This window comes from Pseudoxanthobacter soli DSM 19599 (assembly GCF_900148505.1).
Taxonomy (GTDB): domain Bacteria; phylum Pseudomonadota; class Alphaproteobacteria; order Rhizobiales; family Segnochrobactraceae; genus Pseudoxanthobacter; species Pseudoxanthobacter soli.
On sequence record NZ_FRXO01000008.1, the window covers coordinates 13,874 to 38,651 of the forward strand.

General features: G+C 68.8%; 22 protein-coding genes and 1 riboswitch. Of the genes, 11 read left to right on the forward strand and 11 right to left on the reverse strand.

What is annotated here, in order from left to right; genetic code table 11:
- Positions 1 to 4: 4 nt before the first annotated feature.
- Entirely contained in the window at positions 5 to 1,219 is a 1,215-nt protein-coding gene (gene wecB / locus BUF17_RS17195; RefSeq protein ID WP_342186191.1) for a non-hydrolyzing UDP-N-acetylglucosamine 2-epimerase, read from the reverse strand.
- A gap of 435 nt (positions 1,220 to 1,654) precedes the next feature.
- Between wecB and BUF17_RS17200 the strand changes: the two genes are divergently transcribed.
- Positions 1,655 to 2,521, forward strand: coding sequence for a hypothetical protein (locus BUF17_RS17200; RefSeq protein ID WP_139282576.1), 867 nt, complete (start codon positions 1,655 to 1,657; stop codon positions 2,519 to 2,521).
- A gap of 74 nt (positions 2,522 to 2,595) precedes the next feature.
- Here BUF17_RS17200 and BUF17_RS17205 read toward each other — a convergent pair whose 3' ends face one another.
- The 4 genes from BUF17_RS17205 to BUF17_RS17220 form a co-directional block, all read right to left on the reverse strand.
- Positions 2,596 to 3,891, reverse strand: coding sequence for a DUF2254 domain-containing protein (locus BUF17_RS17205; protein WP_073631008.1), 1,296 nt, complete (start codon positions 3,889 to 3,891; stop codon positions 2,596 to 2,598).
- Between the two features lie 224 nt (positions 3,892 to 4,115).
- The gene (locus BUF17_RS17210) at positions 4,116 to 5,261 is read right to left on the reverse strand and encodes a glycerate kinase (RefSeq protein ID WP_073631010.1); all 1,146 of its coding nucleotides are present in this window, start codon (positions 5,259 to 5,261) and stop codon (positions 4,116 to 4,118) included.
- A gap of 171 nt (positions 5,262 to 5,432) precedes the next feature.
- Complete coding sequence (locus BUF17_RS17215; RefSeq protein WP_073631012.1) at positions 5,433 to 6,326, reverse strand: sugar phosphate isomerase/epimerase family protein; 894 nt, start codon at positions 6,324 to 6,326, stop codon at positions 5,433 to 5,435.
- Between the two features lie 53 nt (positions 6,327 to 6,379).
- Positions 6,380 to 7,015: a nucleoside triphosphate hydrolase gene (locus BUF17_RS17220; RefSeq protein WP_210215464.1), complete on the reverse strand. Its 636-nt coding sequence runs from the start codon at positions 7,013 to 7,015 to the stop codon at positions 6,380 to 6,382.
- Between the two features lie 172 nt (positions 7,016 to 7,187).
- Here BUF17_RS17220 and BUF17_RS17225 point away from each other — a divergent pair, with 172 nt between their 5' ends.
- The 7 genes from BUF17_RS17225 (at position 7,188) to BUF17_RS17255 (ending at position 15,593) form a co-directional block, all read left to right on the forward strand.
- On the forward strand, positions 7,188 to 8,204 hold the full coding sequence (locus BUF17_RS17225; protein ID WP_073631016.1) for a LacI family DNA-binding transcriptional regulator: 1,017 nt from the start codon (positions 7,188 to 7,190) through the stop codon (positions 8,202 to 8,204).
- A 268-nt stretch (positions 8,205 to 8,472) separates the two neighbouring features.
- Positions 8,473 to 9,489, forward strand: a complete 1,017-nt coding sequence (locus BUF17_RS17230) for a substrate-binding domain-containing protein (protein ID WP_073631018.1) — start codon at positions 8,473 to 8,475, stop codon at positions 9,487 to 9,489.
- A gap of 294 nt (positions 9,490 to 9,783) precedes the next feature.
- Complete coding sequence (locus BUF17_RS17235; protein WP_073631020.1) at positions 9,784 to 11,277, forward strand: sugar ABC transporter ATP-binding protein; 1,494 nt, start codon at positions 9,784 to 9,786, stop codon at positions 11,275 to 11,277.
- Complete coding sequence (locus BUF17_RS17240) at positions 11,270 to 12,352, forward strand: ABC transporter permease (protein ID WP_084564838.1); 1,083 nt, start codon at positions 11,270 to 11,272, stop codon at positions 12,350 to 12,352. The genes BUF17_RS17235 and BUF17_RS17240 overlap by 8 nt, the downstream gene beginning before the upstream one ends.
- Positions 12,345 to 13,385, forward strand: a complete 1,041-nt coding sequence (locus BUF17_RS17245) for an ABC transporter permease (protein ID WP_073631209.1) — start codon at positions 12,345 to 12,347, stop codon at positions 13,383 to 13,385. The genes BUF17_RS17240 and BUF17_RS17245 overlap by 8 nt, the downstream gene beginning before the upstream one ends.
- Before the next feature lie 94 nt (positions 13,386 to 13,479).
- Positions 13,480 to 14,862: an FGGY-family carbohydrate kinase gene (locus tag BUF17_RS17250; RefSeq protein WP_073631022.1), complete on the forward strand. Its 1,383-nt coding sequence runs from the start codon at positions 13,480 to 13,482 to the stop codon at positions 14,860 to 14,862.
- Entirely contained in the window at positions 14,859 to 15,593 is a 735-nt protein-coding gene (locus tag BUF17_RS17255; protein ID WP_073631024.1) for a class II aldolase/adducin family protein, read from the forward strand. The genes BUF17_RS17250 and BUF17_RS17255 overlap by 4 nt, the downstream gene beginning before the upstream one ends.
- 36 nt (positions 15,594 to 15,629) lie before the next feature.
- Here the strand turns inward: BUF17_RS17255 and BUF17_RS17260 are convergent, their stop codons facing one another.
- Positions 15,630 to 16,871 carry a glutamine amidotransferase-related protein gene (locus BUF17_RS17260; protein ID WP_073631210.1) on the reverse strand — a complete coding sequence of 414 codons (1,242 nt, stop codon included), beginning with the start codon at positions 16,869 to 16,871 and terminating at the stop codon, positions 15,630 to 15,632.
- A gap of 206 nt (positions 16,872 to 17,077) precedes the next feature.
- Between BUF17_RS17260 and BUF17_RS17265 the strand changes: the two genes are divergently transcribed.
- Positions 17,078 to 18,298: a pyridoxal phosphate-dependent aminotransferase gene (locus tag BUF17_RS17265; protein WP_073631026.1), complete on the forward strand. Its 1,221-nt coding sequence runs from the start codon at positions 17,078 to 17,080 to the stop codon at positions 18,296 to 18,298.
- A gap of 83 nt (positions 18,299 to 18,381) precedes the next feature.
- Here the strand turns inward: BUF17_RS17265 and BUF17_RS17270 are convergent, their stop codons facing one another.
- Both BUF17_RS17270 and BUF17_RS17275 read right to left on the reverse strand, forming a co-directional pair.
- On the reverse strand, positions 18,382 to 19,077 hold the full coding sequence (locus BUF17_RS17270; RefSeq protein WP_073631028.1) for an energy-coupling factor ABC transporter permease: 696 nt from the start codon (positions 19,075 to 19,077) through the stop codon (positions 18,382 to 18,384).
- 33 nt (positions 19,078 to 19,110) lie between these two features.
- A riboswitch (cobalamin riboswitch) is annotated at positions 19,111 to 19,330 on the reverse strand.
- Between the two features lie 93 nt (positions 19,331 to 19,423).
- Positions 19,424 to 19,837 carry a winged helix-turn-helix transcriptional regulator gene (locus tag BUF17_RS17275; protein ID WP_210215470.1) on the reverse strand — a complete coding sequence of 138 codons (414 nt, stop codon included), beginning with the start codon at positions 19,835 to 19,837 and terminating at the stop codon, positions 19,424 to 19,426.
- A gap of 177 nt (positions 19,838 to 20,014) precedes the next feature.
- On the opposite strand from BUF17_RS17275, the gene BUF17_RS17280 reads away from it, so the two are divergent.
- Both BUF17_RS17280 and BUF17_RS17285 read left to right on the forward strand, forming a co-directional pair.
- Positions 20,015 to 20,785 carry an SDR family oxidoreductase gene (locus tag BUF17_RS17280; protein WP_073631032.1) on the forward strand — a complete coding sequence of 257 codons (771 nt, stop codon included), beginning with the start codon at positions 20,015 to 20,017 and terminating at the stop codon, positions 20,783 to 20,785.
- Positions 20,786 to 21,020: 235 nt separating this feature from the next.
- Positions 21,021 to 21,248, forward strand: a complete 228-nt coding sequence (locus BUF17_RS17285; RefSeq protein WP_073631033.1) for a hypothetical protein — start codon at positions 21,021 to 21,023, stop codon at positions 21,246 to 21,248.
- Positions 21,249 to 21,383: 135 nt separating this feature from the next.
- Here BUF17_RS17285 and BUF17_RS17290 read toward each other — a convergent pair whose 3' ends face one another.
- The 3 genes from BUF17_RS17290 to BUF17_RS17300 form a co-directional block, all read right to left on the reverse strand.
- Positions 21,384 to 22,304: a dihydrodipicolinate synthase family protein gene (locus BUF17_RS17290; RefSeq protein ID WP_073631034.1), complete on the reverse strand. Its 921-nt coding sequence runs from the start codon at positions 22,302 to 22,304 to the stop codon at positions 21,384 to 21,386.
- A 166-nt stretch (positions 22,305 to 22,470) separates the two neighbouring features.
- A complete protein-coding gene (locus tag BUF17_RS17295) occupies positions 22,471 to 23,646 on the reverse strand; it encodes a M24 family metallopeptidase (RefSeq protein ID WP_073631036.1) in 1,176 nt (391 codons plus the stop codon).
- 1 nt (position 23,647) lies between these two features.
- Complete coding sequence (locus BUF17_RS17300) at positions 23,648 to 24,775, reverse strand: mandelate racemase/muconate lactonizing enzyme family protein (protein WP_073631037.1); 1,128 nt, start codon at positions 24,773 to 24,775, stop codon at positions 23,648 to 23,650.
- Between the last annotated feature and the right edge of the window lie 3 nt (positions 24,776 to 24,778).

Consider the following 24,778-nt stretch of genomic DNA (forward strand, 5'->3'; position numbering starts at 1 on the left):
AGGCTCAGAGGCGCGCCGCATGGTCCGCCTCCTGACCGGGAGAAAACTCCGTGAAGGCGGCGCCCATCAGCGCGGCGGCGATCCGCTCGCTCGCCCGGCCGTCGCCATAAGGATTGGCCGCGTGGGCGAACCGCCGATAGGCCGTGTCGTCGTCCCAGAGTTCGGCGACGGAGGCGACGATCCTGTCCGCATCGGTGCCGACGAGGCGGACGGTGCCGGCGGCCACCGCTTCGGGCCGCTCGGTGACATCGCGCATGACCAGGACCGGCTTGCCGAGCGAGGGCGCTTCTTCCTGAACGCCACCGGAATCCGTCAGCACAACGTGCGCGCGCATCATCATGTAGACGAACGGTAGATAGTCAAGCGGCGCGATCAGATGAATGTTCGCCCGGCCTGACAACAGCGTGCGAACCGGGTCGTTGACGTTGGGATTGAGGTGCACCGGATAGACGATGTCGATGTCGTCCCGGTCGGCGAGCCGGGCGAGCGCAGCGCAAATCTGGTCGAAGCCCGCGCCGAAATTCTCGCGCCGGTGCCCGGTGACGAGAAGAACCCGGCGCCCGGGCGTGAGAAAGCTGAACCTGTCTTCAAGGGCGGCGCGCAGGGCGGAATCGGTCTCGATGCGCTCCCGCGTCACGCCAAGCGCATCGATGACCGTGTTGCCGGTGACGATCACGCGGCCGGACAGCGCTTCGCCGGCCAGATTGTGCGCCGAGAGCGGCGTCGGCGCGAACAGAAGATCGGCCGCGATATCGACGATCCGGCGATTGAACTCCTCGGGCCACGGACGGGCGAGATCGTAGGTGCGCAGCCCGGCTTCGACATGACCGACCGGAATGCCGCGATGGAACGCCGCGATGCTCGCCGCCATCGCGGTGGTGGTGTCACCGTGCACCAGCACGCGATCGGGCCGGGCCTCGGTCAGGACGTCGTCGAGACCGGCGATCGCGCGGGCCGAGAGGCCGTTGAGGGTCTGGTTCGGAACCATCAGGCCGAGATCGTAGTCGGGCTCGATGGCGAACAGTTCGAGCACCTGATCCAGCATCTGCCGATGCTGGCCGGTCACGCAGACGAAAGACGCGATTCCATCGGCATTCGAAAGTGCGCGAACGACCGGGGCCATTTTGATGGCCTCCGGCCTCGTCCCGAAGATCGAAAGTATTCTTAAGGTCACTCCACCCCCAACCTCGCAGGCAGGTCCATTGCGCGTACCCTGCACATCAGGTGAAAAACGCAACGCACGCTTCCAGCGAAATCATGAATTACTGTTGCTTACACACAACACTGCCACAGGGCATCTTCAACAGCATACAACCCGGAATAAAACCGAAGATTGAGGATTTACAATCTATTAACCGTAATCAACTCCGATGCTTGGTGAATGTCAAGCATCGGCCTGAAACGCCAGTTTCCGCAAAATCACGCATAGAAAAGAGACTTTATTTCTGTTCAAACGAGCGAACAGAACGCTTGTATTCGACGCGAAGCAGCAAGATTTGTGTGTGCGGCGCAGAATCCCGCCGCACAGGCGGGCATCCGGATTCACCGTCTGTTCCACTTGGCCATATCACGCGGCCGAGCCGGATTCCCGGCACGCCGCGGAATTCTCCGAAACAGCGCGAATCAGGACCGCGTCTGCAACCGGCCCGCGGACATGATTCTCGCCGGACACCGTCGCCACTCGAACCTCTGCCCGGCGCGTACTCCAGCACCTGCACGGCGCAGGCGATACGGGCGATGGATACGCGCAAAAATCGCCAATCCCACCCTCTTCTCGCATTCCGGTTGCCGACATAGGATCCCGCGATTGCGCGCCAACGGGGGGCAAACGCGGATGGGTCTGATCTATGTCAACCTGAGCCATTGCTTCAATCTGGCCGACCTGGTCGCGGCGCCGGCGGGCGTGGCAGGCGTGTTCCTGCCCGCAGCGAACCATCTGCCTGCGACGGCCGGCCTCTACGTCGTCGTCAACATTGCGACCAGCAACTCCTACATAGGCGTCGCGAACAACCTGCAGACGCGATTCCAGAGCCGCCACGAGGCGGCGGTCGTCTTCGGGCTGGACCAGGCCACGATGGGAGACGTCTTCCTCTGGTTTGCAGATATGGGGGCCGGAGACATCGCCGTGTTCAATACGGCAGCGGCTCCGCAAGGCCATGCGGCGAACCTGCCGCTCGGGGCCGGGAACGTGGCCGTGGGGCGATATGCCGGAAACGCCGCCCTGCAGAATCCGATGGCGGTTCCACATGCCATCATCGGCCCGCCGGGCATCGTCGGCCCTGTCGCCAACGGCATCAATGCCATCATCGACGGCGCGAATGTCGATATCGAGGCCGTCGTCATCCGCCAGTATCTTTCGACCGCGGGCCTGCAGTTCAACACCAACACGCAGAAGCGGATGCCGTTTCCGAACCTGACCGGCAACGGCATGTTCGTGTTCGTGAACTACTGCGTAGCGCCGGGCGGCGCCGTCGCAAGCGGATTCAGCCAGCGCTACATCATGCCGATGGCGAACTTCTGAGGAGTGCGGCCGGTCGGGAGAGACAAAGACGGTCGCCCGCCGACGGGTATCGGGCGGCGGCGGCGAAGCCCCCTCTATCCCGCCCCGGGCTTGTCCGGGATCGCGGCCCGCAATCTTTGCCGGTCCGCCTCCAGAGGCATCGCCGCCTCGGCCCGCGCGAGCGCAAGTTCCGCCTGGCGCATGGCGGCGGCCCGGAAGGGCTCGTCGCCTGCCCGCGCGAGCGCCGCCAGCGCCTTCTGCAGGCGAAGCTGGACCTCGATCAGAGCGGCGCCGTCGCGCGCCATCAGCATGAAGGCATCTTCGAACAGATCCGCGGCCGTCAGGGGCGGGACGTGGATGCGCGGGAACGAGATCTCCGGCGCATCGGCAGAGCGGTCTGCCATTCCCCTCGCCCAGATATCGAGAAGCCGCGTCGTGCGGCCGATCACATCGATCGCGGTGCCGGGATCGTTGACGGCCGGCGACATGGCGCGCAGGGCGATTTCGCTCATCACCGCGAGTCCGAAGCGGGGATCCTGGTCGAAGCTGCGCTCGTCGCCGATCGTGAACGCCCCGCGCACGGCGCCGTGCAGCGCCTCAGCCGCTTCGGAATCGAGATCGCCGGTTGCCGGCAAGCCGTGCCGGGCGAGCGGCGTATCGCGGTAGACGAAGGTGCCGGGAAGCGCCGCGACATAAAGGTCGACGCCGAAGCGTTCGCAGCACTGCGCCAGGGCGGGAATGTCGATATGCTGGATGTAGCCGACCGTTGCTGCCAGCACCGGCGAGGCCGTTCCAGGCACCTCGTCCTCGCCGCCCGTCAGCGGCTGACCGCCGAGGGTCGGCGCGTCCAGCCGCGCCTGGAGAGCGGCGCGCGTGGCGTTCTCGACCCGATCGGTCGTCTCGCCCACGCGGCCGAACCGCGTCAGGTAGTCGATCCAGCGCAGCAACGACACCACGATGAGCGCGATGACCGCGATGGTGACGATGAAGAGCACCGCGCGCCCCCGGTCGCCGTAGGCGCCGGTCTTGAGCACGACGATGCCGACGATGCCGAACAGGAACGAGCCGACGAAGGTCGAGAGCACGTTCTGCGTCACCCGGTCCTCCATCATCAGCTTGGTGGCGCGGGGTGAGGCATTGGTGGTGGCGGAGCCGTAGGCCGAGGTCATGACGCTGAGCGAGAAGGTCGTGACCGCCAGCATGCTGGAGGCGATGATGCCGAGGATGCTGTCGACGGCATCGGACGAGGCGAAATCGGGCAGCTCCCAGGGGATGAAACGCTCGACCACCGCAGCGAGGATCGCGGCCAGGACCCCGAGCCCCCCGATCAGCGTCGCCCGCAGCCACAGCTGCCGCATCAGACGATGCAGCACCCACATCCAGCGCGACATGCCGTTCCCTCCCCTCGCCGATTCATCCGATGCCGGCAGCACCGCCCGACCGCGGTCCGGTCGGAGGGCGATCGCTCCGGTTTCATTGCGTGGCGACGGAGCGGCCCGCGCAGTTCACCACTTCCGGCAACGTGCGGGCGACGCCGCCGTTCCGCGGCATCCGCTCCGGCTCGGCTGGCGGATCTATCGGGATGCGAGCGGCCAGAGCCGGCCGGGAGGCGTGCTCAGGCCCCGACACTCTGCCCGAGGCGCCAGGTCGCGGCGACATTGCGGGCGGTCACGCGCACGTTCTCCGCCGCGCCGGCCAGCGCCTCCGCCACCGTGCACGGGCGCGAAAGCACGCTGAAGACCGCGTCGATACCGTGAGCGTGGACCACATGGGCATCCTTGCCGAGGCTGCCGGCGATGGCGACCACCGGCCGGCCGCGGCGCTTGGCGACGGCCGCGACGCCGATCGGCGTCTTGCCGTGAATGGTCTGGTGGTCGATGCGGCCTTCCCCGGTGAGCACGAGATCCGCGTCGGCGACGGCGGCATCGAGGCCGACTGCGTTCATCACGATCTCCGCGCCCGGCCGCAGTTCCGCGCCGAGGAAGGCGTGCAGCCCGGCCGCAAGACCGCCCGCGGCGCCGCCGCCCGGCATCTCAGCGACGAAGAGGCCGGTTTCCTCGGCAAGCTTCGCCGCGAGATTGGCGAGGCCGGCATCGAGCTGGGCAATCATCTCCGCCGTCGCGCCCTTCTGCGGGCCGAAGATCGCCGAGGCGCCGTTCGGGCCAACCAGGGGATTGTCGACGTCGCACGCCACCTCGATGCGGCAGCCGGCGATGCGGGGATCGAGCCCGGACAGGTCGATGCGGGCGAGATCGCCGAGCGCACCGCCGCCCGGGGGAAGGTCGCGGCCGGCTGCATCCAGCAGGCGGATGCCGAGCGCCTGCGCCATGCCGGCGCCGCCGTCGTTGGTCGCGCTGCCGCCGACGCCGACGATCAGGTGACGGGCGCCGCGGTCGAGCGCCGCGCGGATCAACTCGCCGACCCCGAAGGTGGTGGCCTTGAGCGGATCGCGCCTGTCCGGCGGAACGAGTTCCAGGCCACTCGCGGCGGCCATCTCGATGACCGCCGTGGCGCCGTCGCCGGTCAGCCCGTAGAACGCTTCCACCGCCGTGCCGAGGGGGCCGGTCGCGGTGAGTTTCACCACTTCGCCGCCCGTCGCCGCCACCAGCGCCTCGACCGTTCCCTCGCCGCCGTCCGCCACGGGCACCAGCACATAGTCCGCGTCGGGGAAGACCTCTGAGAAGCCCGCCTTGATCTCCCGGGCGACATCGAGGGCCGACAGGCTTTCCTTGAAGGAATCCGGCGCTATGACGATCTTCATCGAGGTAACGTCCTTCGGGCTCGCGCCGGCAACCGGCATCGAGCCCGTTTACCGCGCAAGGCGGGCGGGCGTCCACCGCTGTCCTGCGGGGAGCGACCATCGGCCGGGCCTCGCAGGACGCAAAGCCGCCCGCCGGTTCGGATGCGGCGGCGGGCGGGCGTGACGGGGCGATCAGACGAGGCGGCTGCGTTCGGCCTGGCGCTGGGCTTCCCGTGCGGCCTTGAGCTGGGCCTTGGTGTACATCAGCGCGTGCTCGGCAAGGTCGCGGCTATCCTCCCAGAGGTTGCGCCAGATGCCGAGGATGCCCTCGAGCGGCTGACCCACGACGCGCGACGAGAACGACTCGAAGGTGATCGGGCCCTGATAGTCCGCCTTCACCAGCGCACGGAAAGCACCGGCAAGATCGATGGTGCCGGAGCCCATGTATCCGCGGTGGGAATCGCCGGTGTGGAAGTAGCCGATATAGGGACCTGTATCGATGATGGCCTGGGCCATGTCCGATTCCTCGATGTTCATGTGATAGACGTCGAGGTGAACCTTCACATTCGGTGCGCCGATCCGCTTGCACATCTCCACCGCCTGGCTCGCGGTGTTGAGCACGTTGGATTCATAGCGGTTCACCACCTCGAGGCCGAGGGTGATGTTGTTCACCGCCGCCTTCTCGGCGACGCGGGCGAGAATCTCGCACGAGCGCTTCACGCCCTCCGCGGTGGTCGGCACGGCATATTTCTGGAACGCGGATTCCAGGATGCCGCACATGTGGGTGGCGCCGATGTCGCGGATGACCGACAGCGCGCTCAGGAGCCGCTCCTCGCCGCGCTTCTCCTTCTCGCGGTCGTTGCTGGAGATGTCGGTGTCGGCATCGAGGCCGAGCGACGAGGTGGCGCCGATGCCCGCCTTCAGAAGCTGCTTCGCCGTGAAGTCGGTGTCGATCGAGGCGGGGTCGAGCGCGGGCACCTCGATCAGGTCGAAGCCGACCTCGGCGGTATTGGCGATGGCGCGGGCACACTCCTCGTGGCTCCAGCCCTTTTCCCAGACGAGGGCGTGAACTCCCAGCTTGTTCATTGTTTTTCTCCTTGTTTCGGTTCAGTCGTCACGGTTGGCGGGCCGGTCCCGTCCTATCCGCTGTGCAGGACGTAGTCCGGCGCCACGCTGCCCGCCATGATCAGGCGACCGTTCGGCAGATCGTTGGTTTCGAGCTTGGCGGCGATCTCGTCCGGCGAGAGATCGTAGGCCTGCCACCGCGCCTCCAGGCGCTGCCGCAGCACCGCCTCCGGCGCGGCGATCATCACGGTGGCATCGAACAGGTCCCGGAGGCCGGACCAGGGCGCCCGGTCGAGCAGGAGATAGTTGCCCTCGACCACGATGATGCGCACGCTCCTCGGAATGAGGCGGGCGCCGGCGCGGGCGATTTCCAGGTCGCGGTCGAACACCGGCACCGCGATCTCGTCCTCGGCGTTCTCGCGCAGGCGGATCAGCATGTGCCTGAGGCCGCCGACATCGAACGTCTCCGGCGCGCCCTTGCGCGGGCGCAGGCCGCGCGGAACGAGCACACGGTCGTCGAAATGGTAGCCGTCCATCGGCAGCACCGCGGCGCAACCGGGCTCCGCCGCGTCCAGGCGCTCGACGAGGCGCTCCGCCAGCGTCGACTTTCCGGACCCCGGCGCACCGGCCACCGCCACCAGGAAACGGCCGGGCCGGGGCTTCGCCGCCAGCGCGGCAAGGCCTTCGAAGTCGATGGATGTGCCTGTCATCATTATGAAAGCCGTCCGCTACGCTGCATCCGCGAACACTCTTTGCTGCATTGCGTCAAGCAACGGGCGGCGAGCACTCGATGACGACATGATTGACACGATCTGTGCGGAAGTCTAGTCTCCGATAAAACGATTTACGGGAGGTTCGGCAACGGCCGGATTCGAGACAGAGTTGGGACGCTCCCCGTCAATACACGCAGTTGCCAAGCGAGCGGGCGTTTCGCCAGCGACCGTATCTAATGTGCTCAATGGAAAGCCGTCGGTAACACGGACTTTTGTTGATCGCGTGATGGCGGCCGTGGAAGAACTGGGATACGTCGCGGATTCAAACGCATCCCGCCTGAGATCCGGCCGCCATTCGCTTGCGGGCATCGTGGTGCCCGATCTGACGAACCCGATGTTCGCGGCGTTCGTCTCGACGCTGGAGAGCCTTGCGCGGGACGACGGCTTCGATCTTCTGGTGGTCAGCTCGGCTAATACGCCGGAGCAGGAGGCGGAGCGGCTGAATGCGATCCGCTCCTGGCGGCCCGCGGGCCTGATCGTTATCCCCTGCGACGGCGGGCTGGCGGCACGCCTGCCGCGGGGCGGATATCCGGCGCTCGTGGTCGCCGACCGCATTCCGGACGAAGCGGCTTTCGATCTCGTGGCCGTGGACAATGCCCGCGCGGCGGGAGCCATCACGGCCCACCTCGCGAGCCAGGGATACCGGACGTGCCTCGTCGTGGGCACGACATTGGCCATCAGCAACGTCCGCGAGCGCTGGGAGGGCGCGGTGGCGGCGGCAGGGACGATGACCCTGCAGTTCCTGGACGTCGGGCTCGATCCGTCGGCGGTTCGTGCGCGCCTCAAGGCACATCTTTCGCGCCCTTTGCGCGCCGATGCACTGTTTTCGCTCGATCATGTCACGAGCCTGATCGCCTATCAGACGATCGCGGACCTCGATCTCGACATGCCCGGCGACATCGCGTTCGCGAGCTTCGACGAGACCGAGTGGATGCGCCTGGTGCGCCCCCCGATCACGGCTGTGTCCCAGCCGGTCGAGGACATGGCCCGGGCATCCTGGAAGCGGTTGATGCGCAGGATATCGGGTGAGGACTGCGACGCGGAGACGGTGCGTCTGACCTGCTCCATCGCGATCCGCGGCTCCAGCCTGCGGCGCTCGGACAAGGACCCCTCCCGGCCGGATTGAAACGGACCGGACGAGGAGACCGCCCGAGCCACGAGAACCCGAGAGCGACCGTCCCGCCGGCCGGGTGAATGCCGGACTTGCGGGGCGCGCGCTCCGGGCCGACCGGACCGCTGGTCCGGACGGCGGGGGAGACGACGAATTCGACGGCCCGAGCATCGCCGGCCGAAGGCAAGGCCCGACCGGCGACCAGATGCCCGGACCGTCGAGACGCGGGCGGCAAAGCCCGCTGAAGCACAATCAAAAACAGAAAACTCGAGGGAGGCTTCACATGAAACTGACACGCCGGACACTCCTCAACACCGTCGGCGCAGGCGCCGCGGTCGCCATGGCCGCGAGCTTCGGACTGCCGGTCGCCTTCGCGCAGGACAAGGTCCCGCAGGCGGGCATCGTGGTGAAGATCGGCGGCATTCCGTGGTTCAACGCCATGGACGTGGGCATCAAGAAAGAGGCCAAGGCCGAGAACGTCGACGCCTGGATGGTCGGGCCGACCCAGGCCGACGCCGCCCAGCAGGTGCGCGCGATGGAGGATCTGATCGCCCGCAAGGTCGACGTGATCGGCATCGTTCCGAACGACGCCGCCGCGCTGGAGCCGGTGATCGCCCGCGCCAAGGCCGCCGGCATCAAGGTGCTGGCCCACGAGGGACCGCAGCTCAAGGGCAACGACTGGGACTTCGAGCTGACCACCATCGAGGAATACGGCCGCGCCCACATGGACCTGCTGGCCAAGGAGATGGGCGGCAAGGGCAAGTACATCGTCTATGTCGGCTCGCTGACCGTGCCGCTGCACAATGCCTGGGCCGATGCGGCCATCGCCTACCAGAAGGAAAAATATCCGGAGATGGAGATGGTCGGCGACCGCTTCGGCGTCGCCGAGAGCCTGGATGAATCCATCAAGACCACCCAGGATCAGCTTCGCGCCCATCCCGACCTCACGGGCATCCTGACCTTCGGCTCCCAGGGCCCGATCGGCGCCGCCCGCGTGCTCGACGACCGCGGCAAGGCGAAGTCCGTCGCCCTCGTCGGCGGCTTCTCGCCGGGCCAGGGCCTGAAATACGTCATGAACGGCACCATCCGCGGCGGCTACATCTGGAACCCGATGACGGCCGGCCAAGTGTTCGTCCAGCTCTCCAAGATGCTGGCCGAAGGCAAGGAGCCGACCGACGGCATGGAACTCGTGGGCGTCGGCCCGGTGAAGGTCTATCCGGACAAGCGGCTGATCCAGGCCCAGAAGCTGGAAGCGCTCGACAAGGCGAACATCCAGCGGCTCGCCGATATGGGCCTCTGATACGGGCCTCTGAAGACCTCGGGTTCTGACGGAACTCCGGTCCCGCCGGGCGGATCGATCCGTCCGGCCGGCGGGATCGCCGCATCCTTCGAACCGGAAGCGGCTGTCTTCCGGCCGGACCGTTCGCCGGCCGGGAGGCCCCTCGGGCCTCGAACCTCCGCCGCAGGCCGCGACGCCGCGCGTTCGCCGCGCATCTGCGCTTTCATCCCTTCTATCGTCCTGTCGGACCGATGCCGGGAACCTCGTCCATGACCGAACCACGCCACGGCAGGCTTTGCCGGTACAGGCCGCACCATGACTGAGCCGGCGCCCTTCCTGCGCCTCTCCGGCGTGACCAAGCGCTTCGGCGGCGTGCTCGCCCTGCAGGGCATCGACTGGGACGTCCGCGCCGGCGAGGTGCATTGCCTCGTCGGAGAGAACGGCTGCGGAAAGTCGACGCTGATCAAGACGGTCGCCGGCGTTCACCCGCCGACCGAGGGCAGCGTCGAGATCGAGGGCAAGCCGGTGCTGCCACTCACCCCGGCGCGTGCCCGCGCCCTCGGCATCCAGGTGATCTTCCAGGATCTCTCGCTGTTCCCGAACCTGAGCGTCGCCGAGAACATCGCCGTCGAGAGCCATCTCGAAGGCGTCGTCCGGCCGGTGTCCTATGCCGGGATGCGCGCCCTCGCCGAGCGCGTGCTGCAACGCCTCGACTTCACGCTCGACCCCACCGCGCTCGTCGGCGACCTGTCGGTGGCCGAACGCCAGATCGTCGCGATCTGCCGCGGACTGGCGGCGAGCGCGCGGCTGATCTTCATGGACGAGCCGACCGCCTCGCTGACGCGCGCCGAGGTCGACCGGCTACTCGCCATCGTCGCGCGGCTGAAGCGCGACGGCATTGCCGTCGTGTTCGTCTCTCACCGCCTCGACGAGGTGGTGGAGATCGCCGAGCGCGTGACGGTGATGCGCGACGGTCGCAAGGTCGGCACCTGGCCGGTCGGGGAGGTCGACCAGCGCCGCATCGCCAATCTCATGACCGGCCTCGACATCTCCCACACCGTGGTCGCCCGCGACATGTCGGCCGCCCCTCCCCTGCTGGAGGTGAAGAACCTGTCGCGCGCCGGCGAATATGCCGATGTCAGCTTCACGCTGCGCCGCGGCGAGGTGCTCGGCATCACCGGCCTGCTCGGCGCCGGCCGCACCGAACTCGCGCTCTCGCTGTTCGGCATGACGCGGCCGGAAAGCGGCACCATCGCCCTGGAAGGCCGCACGCTCGCGTTCAAGTCCAACCGCGACGCGGTGGATGCCGGCATCGCCTACGTCTCGGAGGACCGGCTGAGCCTCGGGGTCATCCTGCGCCAGTCGATTTCCGACAACATCATCCTCGCGGTCATGAACGATCTTCGCGGCCGCTTCGGCCTGATCCCGCCCGCGCGGCGGCGCAAGCTGGCGCAGGACTGGGTGGACAGGCTCTCGATCAAGATCGGCGGACTCGACAAGGCCGTCGGCACCCTCTCCGGCGGCAACCAGCAGCGCGTGGTGCTGGCGAAATGGCTCGCGGCCCACCCGAAGGTGCTGATCCTCGACAGCCCCACCGTCGGCGTCGACATCAAGAACAAGAAGGGCATCTACGACGTCGTGGCCGATCTCGCCCGCCAGGGCGTCGGCGTGATCGTGATTTCCGACGAGGTGTCCGAAATCTTCGCCACCTGCGACCGCGTGCTCCACATGCGCGCCGGCCGCATCGTCGAGGAAGCGATCCCGGGACGCATCGACGAACACGCACTGGAGGAGCGGATCTATGCGTGAGCATCTCGCAAGGCTCCAGCGCCGCCAGGAGGTGTGGCTGCTCGCCGTCATCCTGCTCGTGGGCGTCGTGCTCGGCCTCGCCGCGCCGGGTTTCCTGACCCTCGCCAACCTCGTCGATCTGCTCGAGACCTATTCCGTGCAGTCGATCATGGCGATGGGCCTGCTCGTGGTGCTGGTATCGGGCGGCATCGACATCTCCTTCGCCGCCACCGCCTCGGTCGCGCAGTACGTCGCCGCCATCGCGGCGGCCAAGGCCGGGTGGCCGGCGCCCGCGGCGATCGGCATCGGGCTTGCCACCGGCATCGCGCTCGGCTGCATCAACGCCGCGCTGATCCACTTCGTGCGCATCACCTCGATCATCGCCACCATCGCCATGATGAGCGTGAGCTTCTCGCTGCTGATGTATTTCTCGGGCGGCCAGTCGATCTACAGCCTGCCGGACTGGTGGACCGACCGCATCGTGTTCTGGCAGACGGAGGCGCCGAACGGCGACCTGACCCGCATCACGCTGCCCATCGTGGCGATGGCGGTGGCGGCGTTGGTGACATGGGTGCTGATGACGCGCACCAGCATCGGCCGGCAGCTCTATGCCATGGGCGGCAATCCGGAAGCGGCGCGGCGCATCGGCGCGAACATCGGCCGGCTGCATTTCGTCGCCTACGGCTTCCTCGGCCTGATGGCGGCGGTGGGCGGCCTGCTGCAGGCGCACCGCGTGGGCGAAAGCGTGCCGAACGCCATGTACAACACTGAGCTTTCGGTGCTGTCGGCAGCGGTGCTCGGCGGCGCGAGCCTGATGGGCGGCATCGGCACCGTGCCGGGCGTGCTGCTCGGAATCGTGCTGTTGGCGATGCTGCAGAACGGGCTGAACCTGCTCGGCGTCTCCTCCTACTTCTTCCAGATCGTGATCGGCCTGACGATCCTGATCTCCACCTCCATCACCGTGCTGAGCGCGCGCAAGCGCCGCCGCCGCCGCGTGCTCGACGACGGGCACGGCACCGGCGGGCCGACGCCGGCCGCCCCGGGGCCGGGCCAGATCCATGGGAAGTCCGTTCATGGGGAGCCGGTTCATGGCTGAGTTCGCCTCGTCCGGCCTCGATGCAGGCCTTGGCCGCCTGATGGCGCGGCTGCGCGGCGGATCGCCGGGCGGATCGCCCGGACTTCTCGTGCTGCTCGTCGTCATCGTCGCGGGCTTCTCCGCCGCGGTTCCGGGGTTCGCCAGCGCCGGCACGCTGCAGAGCTTCATGCTGCAGCTGCCGCTGCTCGGCCTGCTGTCGCTTGCGATGGTCGTGCCGCTGATCACCGGGGGGCTCAACCTCGCCATCATCGCGACGACGAACCAGTGCGCGCTGCTGATGGTCTGGATCATGGGCACGCTGCTGGAACCCGGCGCTTCCGCCCATTCCACCCTCGGGGTCGTCGCGCTGGCGCTCGCCGCCGGCTTCGCGCTCTGCCTCGTGATCGGCCTCGCGACCGGTGCCCTGATCGCCTACACCGGCGTGCACCCGATCCTCGTGACGCTCGGCACCAAGTCGCTGATCGACGGCATCAGCATCTATCTGACCCGCGGACAGGCGCTGTCCGGGTTGCCGGCCGGGTTCCAGGCGGTTGGCAACGCCACGGTCTTCGGCGTGCCCGTGACGTTCCTGGTGCTGGTGGTGATGGCGCTGCTGCTCGGCATCATCCTGCGGCGCACGCCGTTCGGCATCAGCTGCGCGATGATCGGCTCGAACATCGAGGCGACGCGCTATTCCGCGGTCGATACGAGGCGCGTGCTCGTCGGCGTCTACACGCTTTCGAGCCTGATGTGCTTCGTCGCCGCGCTGGTGACGCTCGCCATGTTCAACTCCGCCAGCGCCGACTACGCCCAGTCCTACCTGCTGGTGACCATTCTGGCGGCCGTGCTCGGCGGGGTCGATCCGTTCGGCGGGTTCGGCACGGTGTCGGGGCTGATGCTGGCGCTCGCCATCCTGCAGGTGATCTCGTCGGGCTTCAACCAGCTCGGCCTCAGCCCCTATCTGACGGCGGCGATCTGGGGCGGCGTGCTGATCGCGGTCATGACCGTGCAGACGGTGCGCCCCTATCTCGCCGCCCTGTTCCGCAAGCCATGAAGAGGCCAGCGATGCCGGAAACCGCTCCATCGCCGACCGCTTCGCCGCGCCGGGCCTGCCGCGCGCACGCCACTCCGACACGGGAGACGGGACGATGAAGGCCGTGGCCGTCTTCGATGTCGGCAAGACCAACGTCAAGCTGATCGCCGTGGCGCCGGACGGGCGGCCGCTGGAGACCGTTTCGACCCCGAACCCGGTCTTTCCCGGCCCGCCCTACAGCCACCACGATCTCGACCTGATCGAGACCTGGCTGATCGACAACCTGCGGACCCTCGGCGCCCGCCACGATTTCGAGGCGATCGTCACCTGCGGCCACGGCTCCGGCGGCGTGCTCGTCAACGACGACGGGCTCGCCATGCCGATGATCGACTACGAGCAGCCGCTGCCGCCCGAGATCGTCGCCGAATATGCGGAGATCGCCGGCTCGTTCCGCGAGCGTGGCAGCCCGCTGATGCTGGGGGCGGCCCATCTCGCCCGGCAGATGCTGTGGCTCGAACGCGGCTGGCCGGAGGCGTTCGCCGGTGCGCGGGCCTATCTCGCCCACCCGCAATATTGGTCGTGGCGGCTTTCGGGGGTGATGGCGAGCGAGGTGACGAGCCTCGCCGCGCAGTCGCATCTCTGGTGCGCGCCCGATGCCCGCCCGGCGCGGCTGGTGGCCGAGAAGGAATGGCAGCGCCTGATGCCGCAATTCGCGCCGGCATGGGCGACGCTCGGCCCGCTGAAGCCGGAATTCGCGGCCGCCGCGGGCCTGAAGCGCGGCATCCGCGTGCTGAACGGCATCCACGATTCCTCGGCGAACTTCTACCGCTATCAGGCGGCGGGGCTCGACGACATGACCGTGGTCTCGACCGGCACCTGGATCGTCGCCATCAGCGACCGGCAGGGGCCGGACTTCGCGGTGGAGCAGCCGGCGCTCTGCTGCAATGCCGACGTCCTCGGACAGCCGCTGCCCGGCATTCTCGTGATGGGCGGGCGGGAGTTCACCGCGGTGAAGGGCGAGGCGGAAGGCCCGGCTTCGCTGGAGGTGCTCGACCGCATTCTCGACAGCCGGACGATGGCGCTGCCGTTCTTCGGCACCGACGACGGGCTTTTTCCCGGCACCGCCCGCAGCGGCACGATCGAGGGGCCGCTCGCCGCCGATCCCGCGATCCGCTTCACGCTGGCGGTGCTCTATACCGCGCTCCTGACCGATTGCTGCCTCGACCTCGTCGAGACCGCGAACGTGGTGCTCGACGGCAATTTCGTGCGCGATCCGCTCTATGGCCGCGTCGTCGCCACGCTGCGGCCGGACCGCACCGTGCTGGCGAGCCGCGACGCCTACGGCTCCGTCGCCGGCGCCGCCCTGCTTTCCTCCCATGAAGCGCGCACGACCCCGGTCGCGCTCGACTTCGACCGCCCCGCCATCCTCGACGATCCCCGCCTGCCCGCCTACGCCGCGCAATGGCGGCAACGTGCCAACGCAAGGAGACCCCGATGAGTGCCACCGATACGGCCGGCCAGAGCGCCGGCAGCTACGACGACCTCGCGACGCGACGCGAGATGGTCGAGACCGGCCGCCGCATGAACGCGAGCGGCATCAACCAGGGAACCGCGGGCAACATCTCGATCCGCAACCCGAAGGGGTTCCTGATCACCCCGACCTCGCTGCCCTACGACCGGATGGAGCCGGAAGACCTGGTGCAGATGAGCTTCGACGGCGTCTATGAAGGCCGCCGCCGGCCCTCGTCGGAATGGCGCTTCCACCGCGACATCCTGAAGAGCCGGCCGGACATCGACGTCGTGCTGCACTGCCATTCGGTCTATGCGACGACGCTCGCCTGCCACCACAAGACCATCCCGAGCTTCCACTACATGGTGGGCGTCGCCGGGGGCACCACGATCCGCTGCGCGCGCTACGCGACCTTCGGGACGCAGGCGCTTTCGGACGCCGCCATCGAGGCGCTCGACGGCCGCCTCGCCTGCCTGCTCGGCCAGCACGGCCAGATTTCGCTCGGCACGTCGCTGTCGAACGCGCTGGCGCTCGGCATCGAGGTGGAGACGATCTCCCGGCTCTACGTGCAGGCGCTGACGCTCGGCGAGCCGCCGGTGCTGTCGGACGAGGAAATGGCGCGCGTCCTCCAGCAGATGAAGAACATGAGCTACGGCCGCGCCCCGGATCTCGAGGGCGTCAACGACATCGCCCGCGCGACCCCGGCCTCGGCAGGCTGACGGAAGCGACGCACCGCCGCGTCCGTCTAGCCGGCTTCAGGCCGCCGCCGGGTTGCGGACGTGGCGGGCGGCGGCGGTAAGGAACGCGACCAGCAGCGGATGTGGCGCGCCGCGGCGCGTGCCGAGTTCCGGATGGCCCTGCATGCCCATGAAGAACGGGTGGGCGGGCACCTCGACGGCATCGACGATGCCGCCGCCGCAGCCGGTGGCGGCGACCCGCAGGCCCGCCCGCTCCAGTTCCGGAACCAGCGCCGGCGCGAGATGGAAGCGGTGGTTGCAGCGGATGACCGGCGCGCGCGGCAGCACGGCCGCGAGCCGGCTGCCGGCGACGGGCGCGACCGGCTGGTCGCCGGTGCGGTGCTCCGGCAGCGGGCCGTCGCCGCCGCTCGTTCCGGCCATGGCGACGAAGGTCTTGATCGGCGCGGCGGGATCGGCCTCCGCGAGGCTCGCGACGGCGGCGCCGAACGCCCGCCACGCCACGGCCGTCGACATCGTCTGCATGCCGAGACAGAGGCCGACGGTGGGCACGCCTTCGGCGAGCGTGGCGGCGGCCGCGCGGATCTGGCCGGGCACGTTCGCCATGTCCGAACCGCCGGGAAGGAGCACGCCGGCGAAGCCCCGCAGCCGGGCGGCGATCGCCTCCGGCGCGCCGTCGAGCCCCGGCGGCGGCACGAAATGGACGTCGAGCGCGATGCCGAGGTGCTCGGCCGCATCGGCCAGGCTTGCGACCGCGGCGGGGTAGACGTCGCGGTGATCGCGTTCGGCGCCGATCAGCGCGACCGCGAGCGCGCGGCCGCCCGGTTCCGGTCGCGCAGAGGTGTGAAGCCCGCCGAAGCGGTCGCGCCACAACAGCGGCGGCGCGCCGGGCGGGGCATCGGCGAGGGCGAGGCCCTCCGCGGTTTCCACGACAGTGACGCGGCGCACGGCGACGCCGGCATCCGCCGCCGCGCGTTCGAGGGCCGCGACGGCCTCGCCATCGGCGAGAAAGGCGGGGTGGAGCGGCACCGTCACCGGGCCCGCCGCCGCAGCAGCGACGATCGCGTCGGGCGAAGAAGCAGCCTGCACTGGTGAACCGAGTGCACGTTCCGCCCAGACGAGCCCGCTGGGTCCGAGACCGCCGGCCGCGAACACATATTGCGCCGCATCGGCATCGCGGGCGGTGTCGAACCGGGCCGGGAGATGATGGAACGCGGTGCCTTCCGCCGCCGCCAGCGCGCCGGCCGCCGCGCCGAACCGCGCCGGAACGTCCGTGTCGTCGAGCACCAGCGTCAGGGTCATCGGCCGCATCCCAAATTGATTCGTTTCACTCAAGCCATACAATAACGCCGCACGTGCTGCCATCAACGCCCGCTTGTCGCTCAGCGGACGGGCAGCGCGCGGCGTCACATCGTCCTGAAAAGGGACGGCATGTGCGCCGCATCGCCATTGCACTTAATCCGTCAATCTGTACAATATTCCGATCCATGATTGAAGGATTTGCTGCCATGTCGACTGCCCGGCTCGCGCCGCGCATGAGCGGTGCCGGCTCCTCGCCCACCGCCGAAATCTCCAACAAGGTGCGCGCGCTGACGGCGGCGGGCCATGCGGTCGTCAACCTCGGCGAGGGAGAGCTCGATTTCCCGACGCCGCCGGCGATCTGCGAGGCGGGCATCGCCGCAATCCGTGAGGGCGACACCAAGTACACCGCGGTGGCCGGCACGGCGCAGCTCAAGGCCGCGATCCGCGCCAAGTTCGCCCGCGAGAACGGGCTCGTCTACACCGACGCGGAAGTGATCGCCGGGGCGGGCGCGAAGCAGCTGATCTTCAACGCCTTCCTCGCCACCCTCGCGACCGGCGACGAGGTGATCGTGCCGGCGCCCTACTGGGTGTCCTATCCCGACATGGTGCGGCTCGCCGAGGGCACGCCGGTCATCGTGCCGTGCCGGCCGGAAGACGGCTGGAAGCTGACCCCGGCCGCGCTCGAAGCCGCCATCGGCCCCCGCACCCGCTGGGTGGTGCTGAACTCGCCGAACAATCCGACCGGCGCGGTCTACAGCCCCGCGGAGATGAAGGCGCTGACGGACGTGCTCGCCGCCCATCCGGACGTGCTGGTGATGGCGGACGACATCTACGAGCACGTGCGCTTCGGCGTGCCGTTCGCCACCCCCGCCGCCGTCGCGCCCGGGCTCGCCGACCGCACGCTCACCATCAACGGCCTGTCCAAGGGCTATTCGATGACGGGCTGGCGCATCGGCTATGCCGGCGGCCCGGCTTGGCTGGTGTCGGCCTTGCAGGTGCTGCAGTCGCAGAGCACGTCGAACCCGAGCACCATCAGCCAGCGCGCGGCCGTGGCGGCGCTGGAAGGCGGCCTGCCGTTCATGGAGGGCTGGCTCGCCACGCTCAGGGAGCGGCGTGGGATCGTGCTCGAGACCGTGGCGCGCACCGACGGGCTGTCGTGCGACGTGCCGGAGGGAGCGTTCTACGTGTTCGCCGATTGCCGCGCGCTGATCGGCACCCGCCGTCCGGACGGCCATCTCATCGCCGACGATCTCGGGTTCGCGACCTACCTGCTCGAAGCCGCCCATGTCGGCGTGGTCCACGGATCGGCATTCGGCACGCCGGGCTATATCCGCATCGCCTATGCCGTGGACACGGAAACCCTGCGGGCGGCCTGCCGCCGCATCGAGACCGCTTGCGCCGCGCTGACGAAAAAGGCGGCGGCCTGAGCCGCCGCCTCTCGGGCGTCTGTCTTCGTCGGCTGGCACGTTCCGTTCGGATCGCAACGACCCGAACGGAACGGCCGCCGGCCTCAGGCCGGCTCGAACAGCCGGCGCTCGAACAGCGCATTGCCCTTCAGGCGATGCAGCGACTTCAGGCTGTGCAGCGACTTGGCGGCCGCGAGCACGCCGAGATCGACCAGCGGCTCGACGATGATGACGAGCATGTAGGCGCCGCCGAACGAGAAGATCGAGGCGGCGTTTTCGGCGGTGAAGCCCTGGCCGTAGAAGGCCCAGAACGCCACCCAGGCGACGATGCCGGCCTGATAGGACGTCGAAAGCGCCAGCGCCTGACGGTATTTCAGCTCAACATAGGGCGTGTCGGCAGCGATGATGCGCCGGCCGAGCGCGGACAGCGCGAACAGCGGCACCAGCAGCGTGGTGACGTTCATGCCGTATTGCGGCAGATCGAACGGCGCGAAGAACAGGCCCTGGATCAGGAGGCCGAGCGCGAGGCCGATGGCGGTGGGTGCGGCGCCGAGGATCAGGAACAACGTCGAGCCGAGGATGAGGTGCACCTCGGAAACGCCAACCGGATAGTGCGGCAGCACCTCGAAGAAGGCGAAGACGAGCGCGGTCGCGACCGCGCTGCGGCCGATCACGGACAGCGGGCCGCGCTCGCGCACCCCCTGCCAGGCGAGATTGAGCGCGTAGCCGCCGGCGGCGGCCGCCGTCACGTAGCTCAGCCAGATTTTGCCGTCGGCCACGAGGCCGGGTTCGATATGCATGGGTCTCTCCTTTGCCGTCTCACCCGACGGCGTGCTGGACACATGCGCAATGGCCGGTCTCCTGACTCGCGGGTCGTCACGCCTTTCCGCCTTCCCGGATGCCCGTTCGGCTCCCAGTGGCACGATGGAAAGACACTCGCCGCTCACAGTCGCGGGGGCGGTTGGGGCCCGGAACGCAGGTTCCTTCCCCATTCCCGTTTCATTCTCCGGCGGCGCCTGACCGCCGGGGAACACCATGCGCCCGGGCAGGGTTCGGGCATCCGGTGCACGGAGTCAACGGCCGTGGCGACGCAGCCCGGCCCGACAGGCCTCCGTTCACGCCGAAACGGCCGGGAAAGAGCCGGCATCAGCCCGCATCGAAGGCGCGGCGGGCGGCTTCCACCCGGGCGAGATTTTCCTCCGCCCAGATCCACACGCCGCAGAACGCCGCCCCGAGGCTCGCGCCGAGGTCGGTCAGGCGGTATTCCACCCGCGGCGGCACGACCGGATGCACGGTGCGCGTCACCATCCCGTCGCGCTCCATCTGGCGCAGCGTCTGGGTGAGCATCTTCTGACTGATGCCGGGCACGAGGCGCGCGAGCGCGGTGAAGCGCAGTTCGCCGTGCTCGGCCAGAACCTCCAGAAGCAGCATGGTCCACTTGTCGGCGACGCGGCCGATCAGCTCCGTCACCAGCGCCTCGACCCGTGGGTCGACCTCGGACGGCGGCACGCGCTCGGCGATCCTGCGGGCAGCGTCGATGGTGCGCTGGTCGAAAGGCATGCCGGCCATGAAGCGGCTCCCTCATCGCGGGAGACGGCCCCGCCTCCCCGTGTCGACGACCGGGCCAGAGCCCGTATCACTCTCTTTCAGGTAAGTATAATTCTTTCCGGTGCCTTCTTTCCAGCGGAGCGCGGCGACGTCAATTAAGGGACCCCGATCCCAACAGGAGAGCGAGCCATGAAGCTCAGCGGCAACACCATCCTGATCACCGGCGGCGGCTCCGGCATCGGCGAGGCCCTCGCCCACCGCTTCCACGACCTCGGCAATTCGGTGATCGTCGCCGGCCGCCGCCCCGAGGCGCTCGAGTCGGCCATCGCCGGCCGGCCGAACATGAGCGCGATGACGCTCGACATCGACAGCAGCGAGGCGATCGCGGACTTCGCCCGGCGCATCGTCGCCGAACACCCCGCCCTCAATGTCGTGATCAACAATGCCGGCATGATGCGGTTCGAGGCGCTCGACACGGCACGCGACATCGCCGACGCGGAGGCGACCATCACGACCAACCTGCTCGGCCCGATCCGGCTGACCAACGCGCTCATCGACCACCTCGCGGCGCAGGCAGACGCGGCGATCGTCAATGTCACGTCGGGCCTCGCCTTCGTTCCGCTGGTGGCGACGCCGACCTATTCCGCCACCAAGGCGGCGCTGCATTCCTACACCGTGTCGATGCGCGACGCGCTGAAGGGCAAGGTCGAGGTGATCGAGCTGGCGCCGCCGGCGGTGCGCACCAGCCTGACGCCCGGCCAGGCGACGCGACCGGGCTACCAGCCGCTGGCGGAGTTCATCGACGAGGTGATGACCCTGTTCGCGCAGCAGCCGACGCCGCCGGAGATCCTGGTGGAGCGCGTGCACTTCCTGCGGGACGCGGAGGCGGAGGGCCGTTTCGAGCAAGCGCTCGCCACCATCAACGACTTCGCGCGCCAGGCGCGAGAATCGCAGGACTAGGAGCGCCTTCCGATCTGATGGCAACATCAGATCGACACGGATCTGCGGACGGGAGCGGGGTGCGTCAGGCCGGAAGGCGCCCCGCTCCACCGCGCATTAAATAAAGGACATGTACTCAGGGTGGGGAATGGCAGTCTGGACGGCGCGTCGGCCTAGGCGCATCTTCCATTCCGTCACACAGCGAGCTTCACTTCATCGAAGTCGAAGCAAGAAATGCACACCCGGAGTTCTTTCGATGTCTATCTCGAAGACGAATACGAATGATCATACGCGGATCATCGATGATGCCGCGCTGGCTGAAATCAGCGGCGCCGGCTTTTTCAGCGACCTGTCGACGGCGTTCAACTATGTGACCTCGCCGGTCGCCACCGGCTCCGAGGCGATCTACCAGGCGGCCGGCGGCACCAATCCCTATGTCGGCGACGCGGTCGAGATCGTGGCGGACGCCGCTTCGCACGGCTGAAGCGACGCCGGACGGCCAAGGGGGCGGAGGCCCTGGAGCACATCCCGTTCGGATGATTGCATCCGATCGGAAAGCGCTCCTGGGTGGTCTCCGCCTCGCCGCCCGGGATCGGGCCGGTTCGAAACCGGGCCGCTTTCAGGCGAGCGTCACCCGGGCGCGCGGCTCGGCGGCGAGCGCCTGCAATGCCTCGGCGACCTCGGCAATGGCCGGGGCTTCGAGATCGCGCAGCGGCGGGCGCACATGGCCGCCGTCGAAGCCGCGCAGCGCCATCGCCGCCTTGGTCGTCTGCGGCTGGCCGTGACGGCGGGCGAGCGCGCGGAACGGGTACCACAGCCGGTGCAGGTCGCGCGCGGTCGCGGCGTCGCCGGCTTCCAGCGCGCGATAGGTCGCCAGGATGAGTTCCGGCAGCGCGCATGAATTGGTGGACGAGATGCCGTCGAAGCCGGCCATCATCGGCCCGAGGAACGCCAGATCCGACGCACAGAACAGCCGGATGCGGCCGGACAGCCGGTTGGCGATGCGGTCGATGACCGCCACCGACAGGTCGCCCTGCTTGACGCCGACGACGTCCGGGACGTCCGCCAGCCGCTCCAGCACGTCGGGCTGGAGGGTGATGCCGATGCCGGGGGCGTTGTAGACGAGGATGCCGGTCTTCGAGAGCGGCGCCATCTCCTCGAAGAACGAGACGATCTGGCCGTCGGTGACCTCCGACACATAGGGCGGCGTCACCATCGGCAGGCCGCCGAGATCGCCGGCGAGCGCGGTCAGGTCGCGCACCGTGCGGGCATCGGACCCGGCCGAGCACAGCATGACCGGAACCCGGTCGCCGACGATGTCCATGACGGTGCGGAACAGATCCGCGCGCTCGTCCGCCGACATCGCCGGGAACTCGCCGTAGGTGCCGCCGATCAGGATGCCATCGTAGCCGAGCCCGATGACGCGCTCGACCGAACGGGCGAGGCCCGCCTTGTCGATGGCGCCGTCGGAATCGAACGGCGTGACCGTGATGTTGAAAAGACCCGCGAGACGCGCGCGGGATTCGGCGATGTCCTTCATGACAGCCTGCCTTGTGATCGATGGCCTGGAGCGCGCTTCGCCGGGCATGCCGCCCGCGTGAGCGGTGCGCTCGAAATGCGGAGATCGGGGCGCATCAGGGAATGCGCCCCGTGTCGATGGACGGTGCCGCGCGGGACATGCCCCGGGCGGACATTCGGGCGCGGCGTCAGACCGCGATTTCGCGGAAGCTGCGGTCGACGGTGCCCAGCACCTTGCAGCCGGTTTCCGTGACGACGATGGTCTCGCTGACGCCCACCGTGAAGCGGCCGTAGACGCGCAGCGCCGGCGGCAGATGGAACGCCATGCCCGGAACGAGCGGCGTCTTCACCCCGGTGTTGAGGCTGAGGATGCTGCCCTCGCCCCAGTCCGGCGCGAACGAGATGCCGACGCTGTAGCCGAGCCGCTTGCGGAAGTTGTCGGTGTAGCCGGCGGCGTCGATCACCTTCTGGCAGGCGAGATGTGGCACTTCGCAGGCGACGCCCGGCTTGATGGCGTCGAGCGAGACGGCGAGCGCCTCCTGGCACACCTTCATCATCTCCACCGCCTCGGCGGGGGGCTTGCCGATCCACACCGAGCGCATCAGCGCGGCGTGGTAGCGGTCGTGGCAGGCGGCCATCTCGAGGAAGGCCGGATCGCCGGCTTCAAGCCGCCGCCGCTTCCAGGTGCCGTGGGGCACGCCGCTGCGCGGACCGGAGGAGACCAGCGGCTCCATGCCCATATATTCCGAGCCGGCCGCGATCGCCGCGCCCATCATCGCCGCGACGAGGTCGTTCTCGGTGGCGCCCGGCAGCACGGCGGCGAGGCCGGCATTGAGGCCGGCATCGACATAGGCCGCCGCGCGCTCAAGCTTCTCCACCTCGAGCGGCGACTTCACCGCGCGCAGCTTCTCCACGATGCCGGCGGCATCGTGCACCGTGCCGAGCGCGGACTGCAGCGCCTCGTAGGTCGCGATCGGCAGGAACCAGCCGCGCTTATCGATGGCGACGCGCTTGCCCTTGAGGCCCTTCGCCGCGATCAGCGCCATCAGGAACGCGACCGGATCGTCGCTGTCCTGGTAGATCGCCGCATCCGAAATGAAGGTGTTGGCGATGAAGTTGAAATATTCGAGCTGCCGCACCACGAACGCGGGCTCGCCCTCCACCGGCAGCACCAGCGCCTGGAAGGTGTAGTAGCCCGGGGTCTGCTGGCCGGTGAGATAGAAGATGTTCTCCGGGCCGGTCACGATCATCACGTCGATGCCGGCCTCGACCAGTCCCTGGCGGGCCCGGGCGACGCGCGCATCGTACTCGGCCTTCGGGAAGGCGGATTCCTGTCCCTGGACCACGCCTGCGGTGGCGGTCATGTCACGAAAACTCCCTGATGAGATGCGTCCGCGACGCATCGAACGAAAGGCCGAGGCCGGGACGCGACGGCACCGCGACGCGGCCGTCGGCATAGGCGAGACCGGCGGCCGGATCGTCGGCGAGGCCGTCGGCGCCGTAGAGTTCCGCGAAGTCCGGGCGGCTCGCGGCGGCGAGGTGCAGCGCGGCGGCGGTCGCAAGCCCGCCCTCGTTCATCTGGCCGATCATGAACGGGACGCCCGCCGCCTTCAGGAGCCGGACGGCCTGGAGCGCGGGATTAAGACCGCCGAGCTTGACGAGCTTGAGGTGCGCCATCAGCCCGCCGCCGGCATCCGCTATGCGGGCGACGTCGTCGAGGCCCTTGACGCTCTCGTCGAGCATGACAGGGATCGGGCTTTCTGCGGCGAGGAGCGCGAGGCCCTGCCAGTCGCCAGGCGCGACCGGCTGCTCGACATAGGCGAGGCCGAACGGCGCCAGCGCATCGAGGTGTGCGAACGCCGCGGCGAGATCCCACGCGCCGTTGGCATCGGCCGCGAGCTTGATGCCGTCGCCGAACCGCTCGCGCAGCAGGGCGACGCGGCGGATGTCGTCGCAAATGTCGCCGGCGCCGATGCGCACCTTGAGGTCGCGGAAGCCGCGGGCGACATAGGCCTCGGCGCGGGCCATGAACACGCTGTCGGACGAGACGAACAGGGTCTGGTTGCTCGGCCACGAGATCGCGGCGCCGCCGGAGAGGCCGCCGGGATCGCCACCCGGCATGGCACCGGCGAGCAGCGCGGCGACCGGCAGCCCGGCCCGCTTCGCCACGAGATCGTGCAGCGCGCAATCGACCAGCGTGCGCACCGGCGCGCTCGCACCGGACAGGACCGTTGGCGGCTCGGCGAGAAGCCCGGCCGGGTCGGCGGACCAGTCGAGGGCGCCGGCGACCTCCACCGCTTCCGCCAGCACCGCCTCGGCGGCGAGCCCGTTGAGATAGGCGATGTTGAGGCGCACCTCGCCCGTCGCCACCACATCGCCGCCGTCGAGCCGGAGATAGAGCGTGTCGAGCCCGTCGATCCGGCCGGACGAGGCGGTGTGCAGCACCAGGCCGCCGCCATAGGCCAGCATCGCGCGGTGAAGCGAGGCGCGCATGGT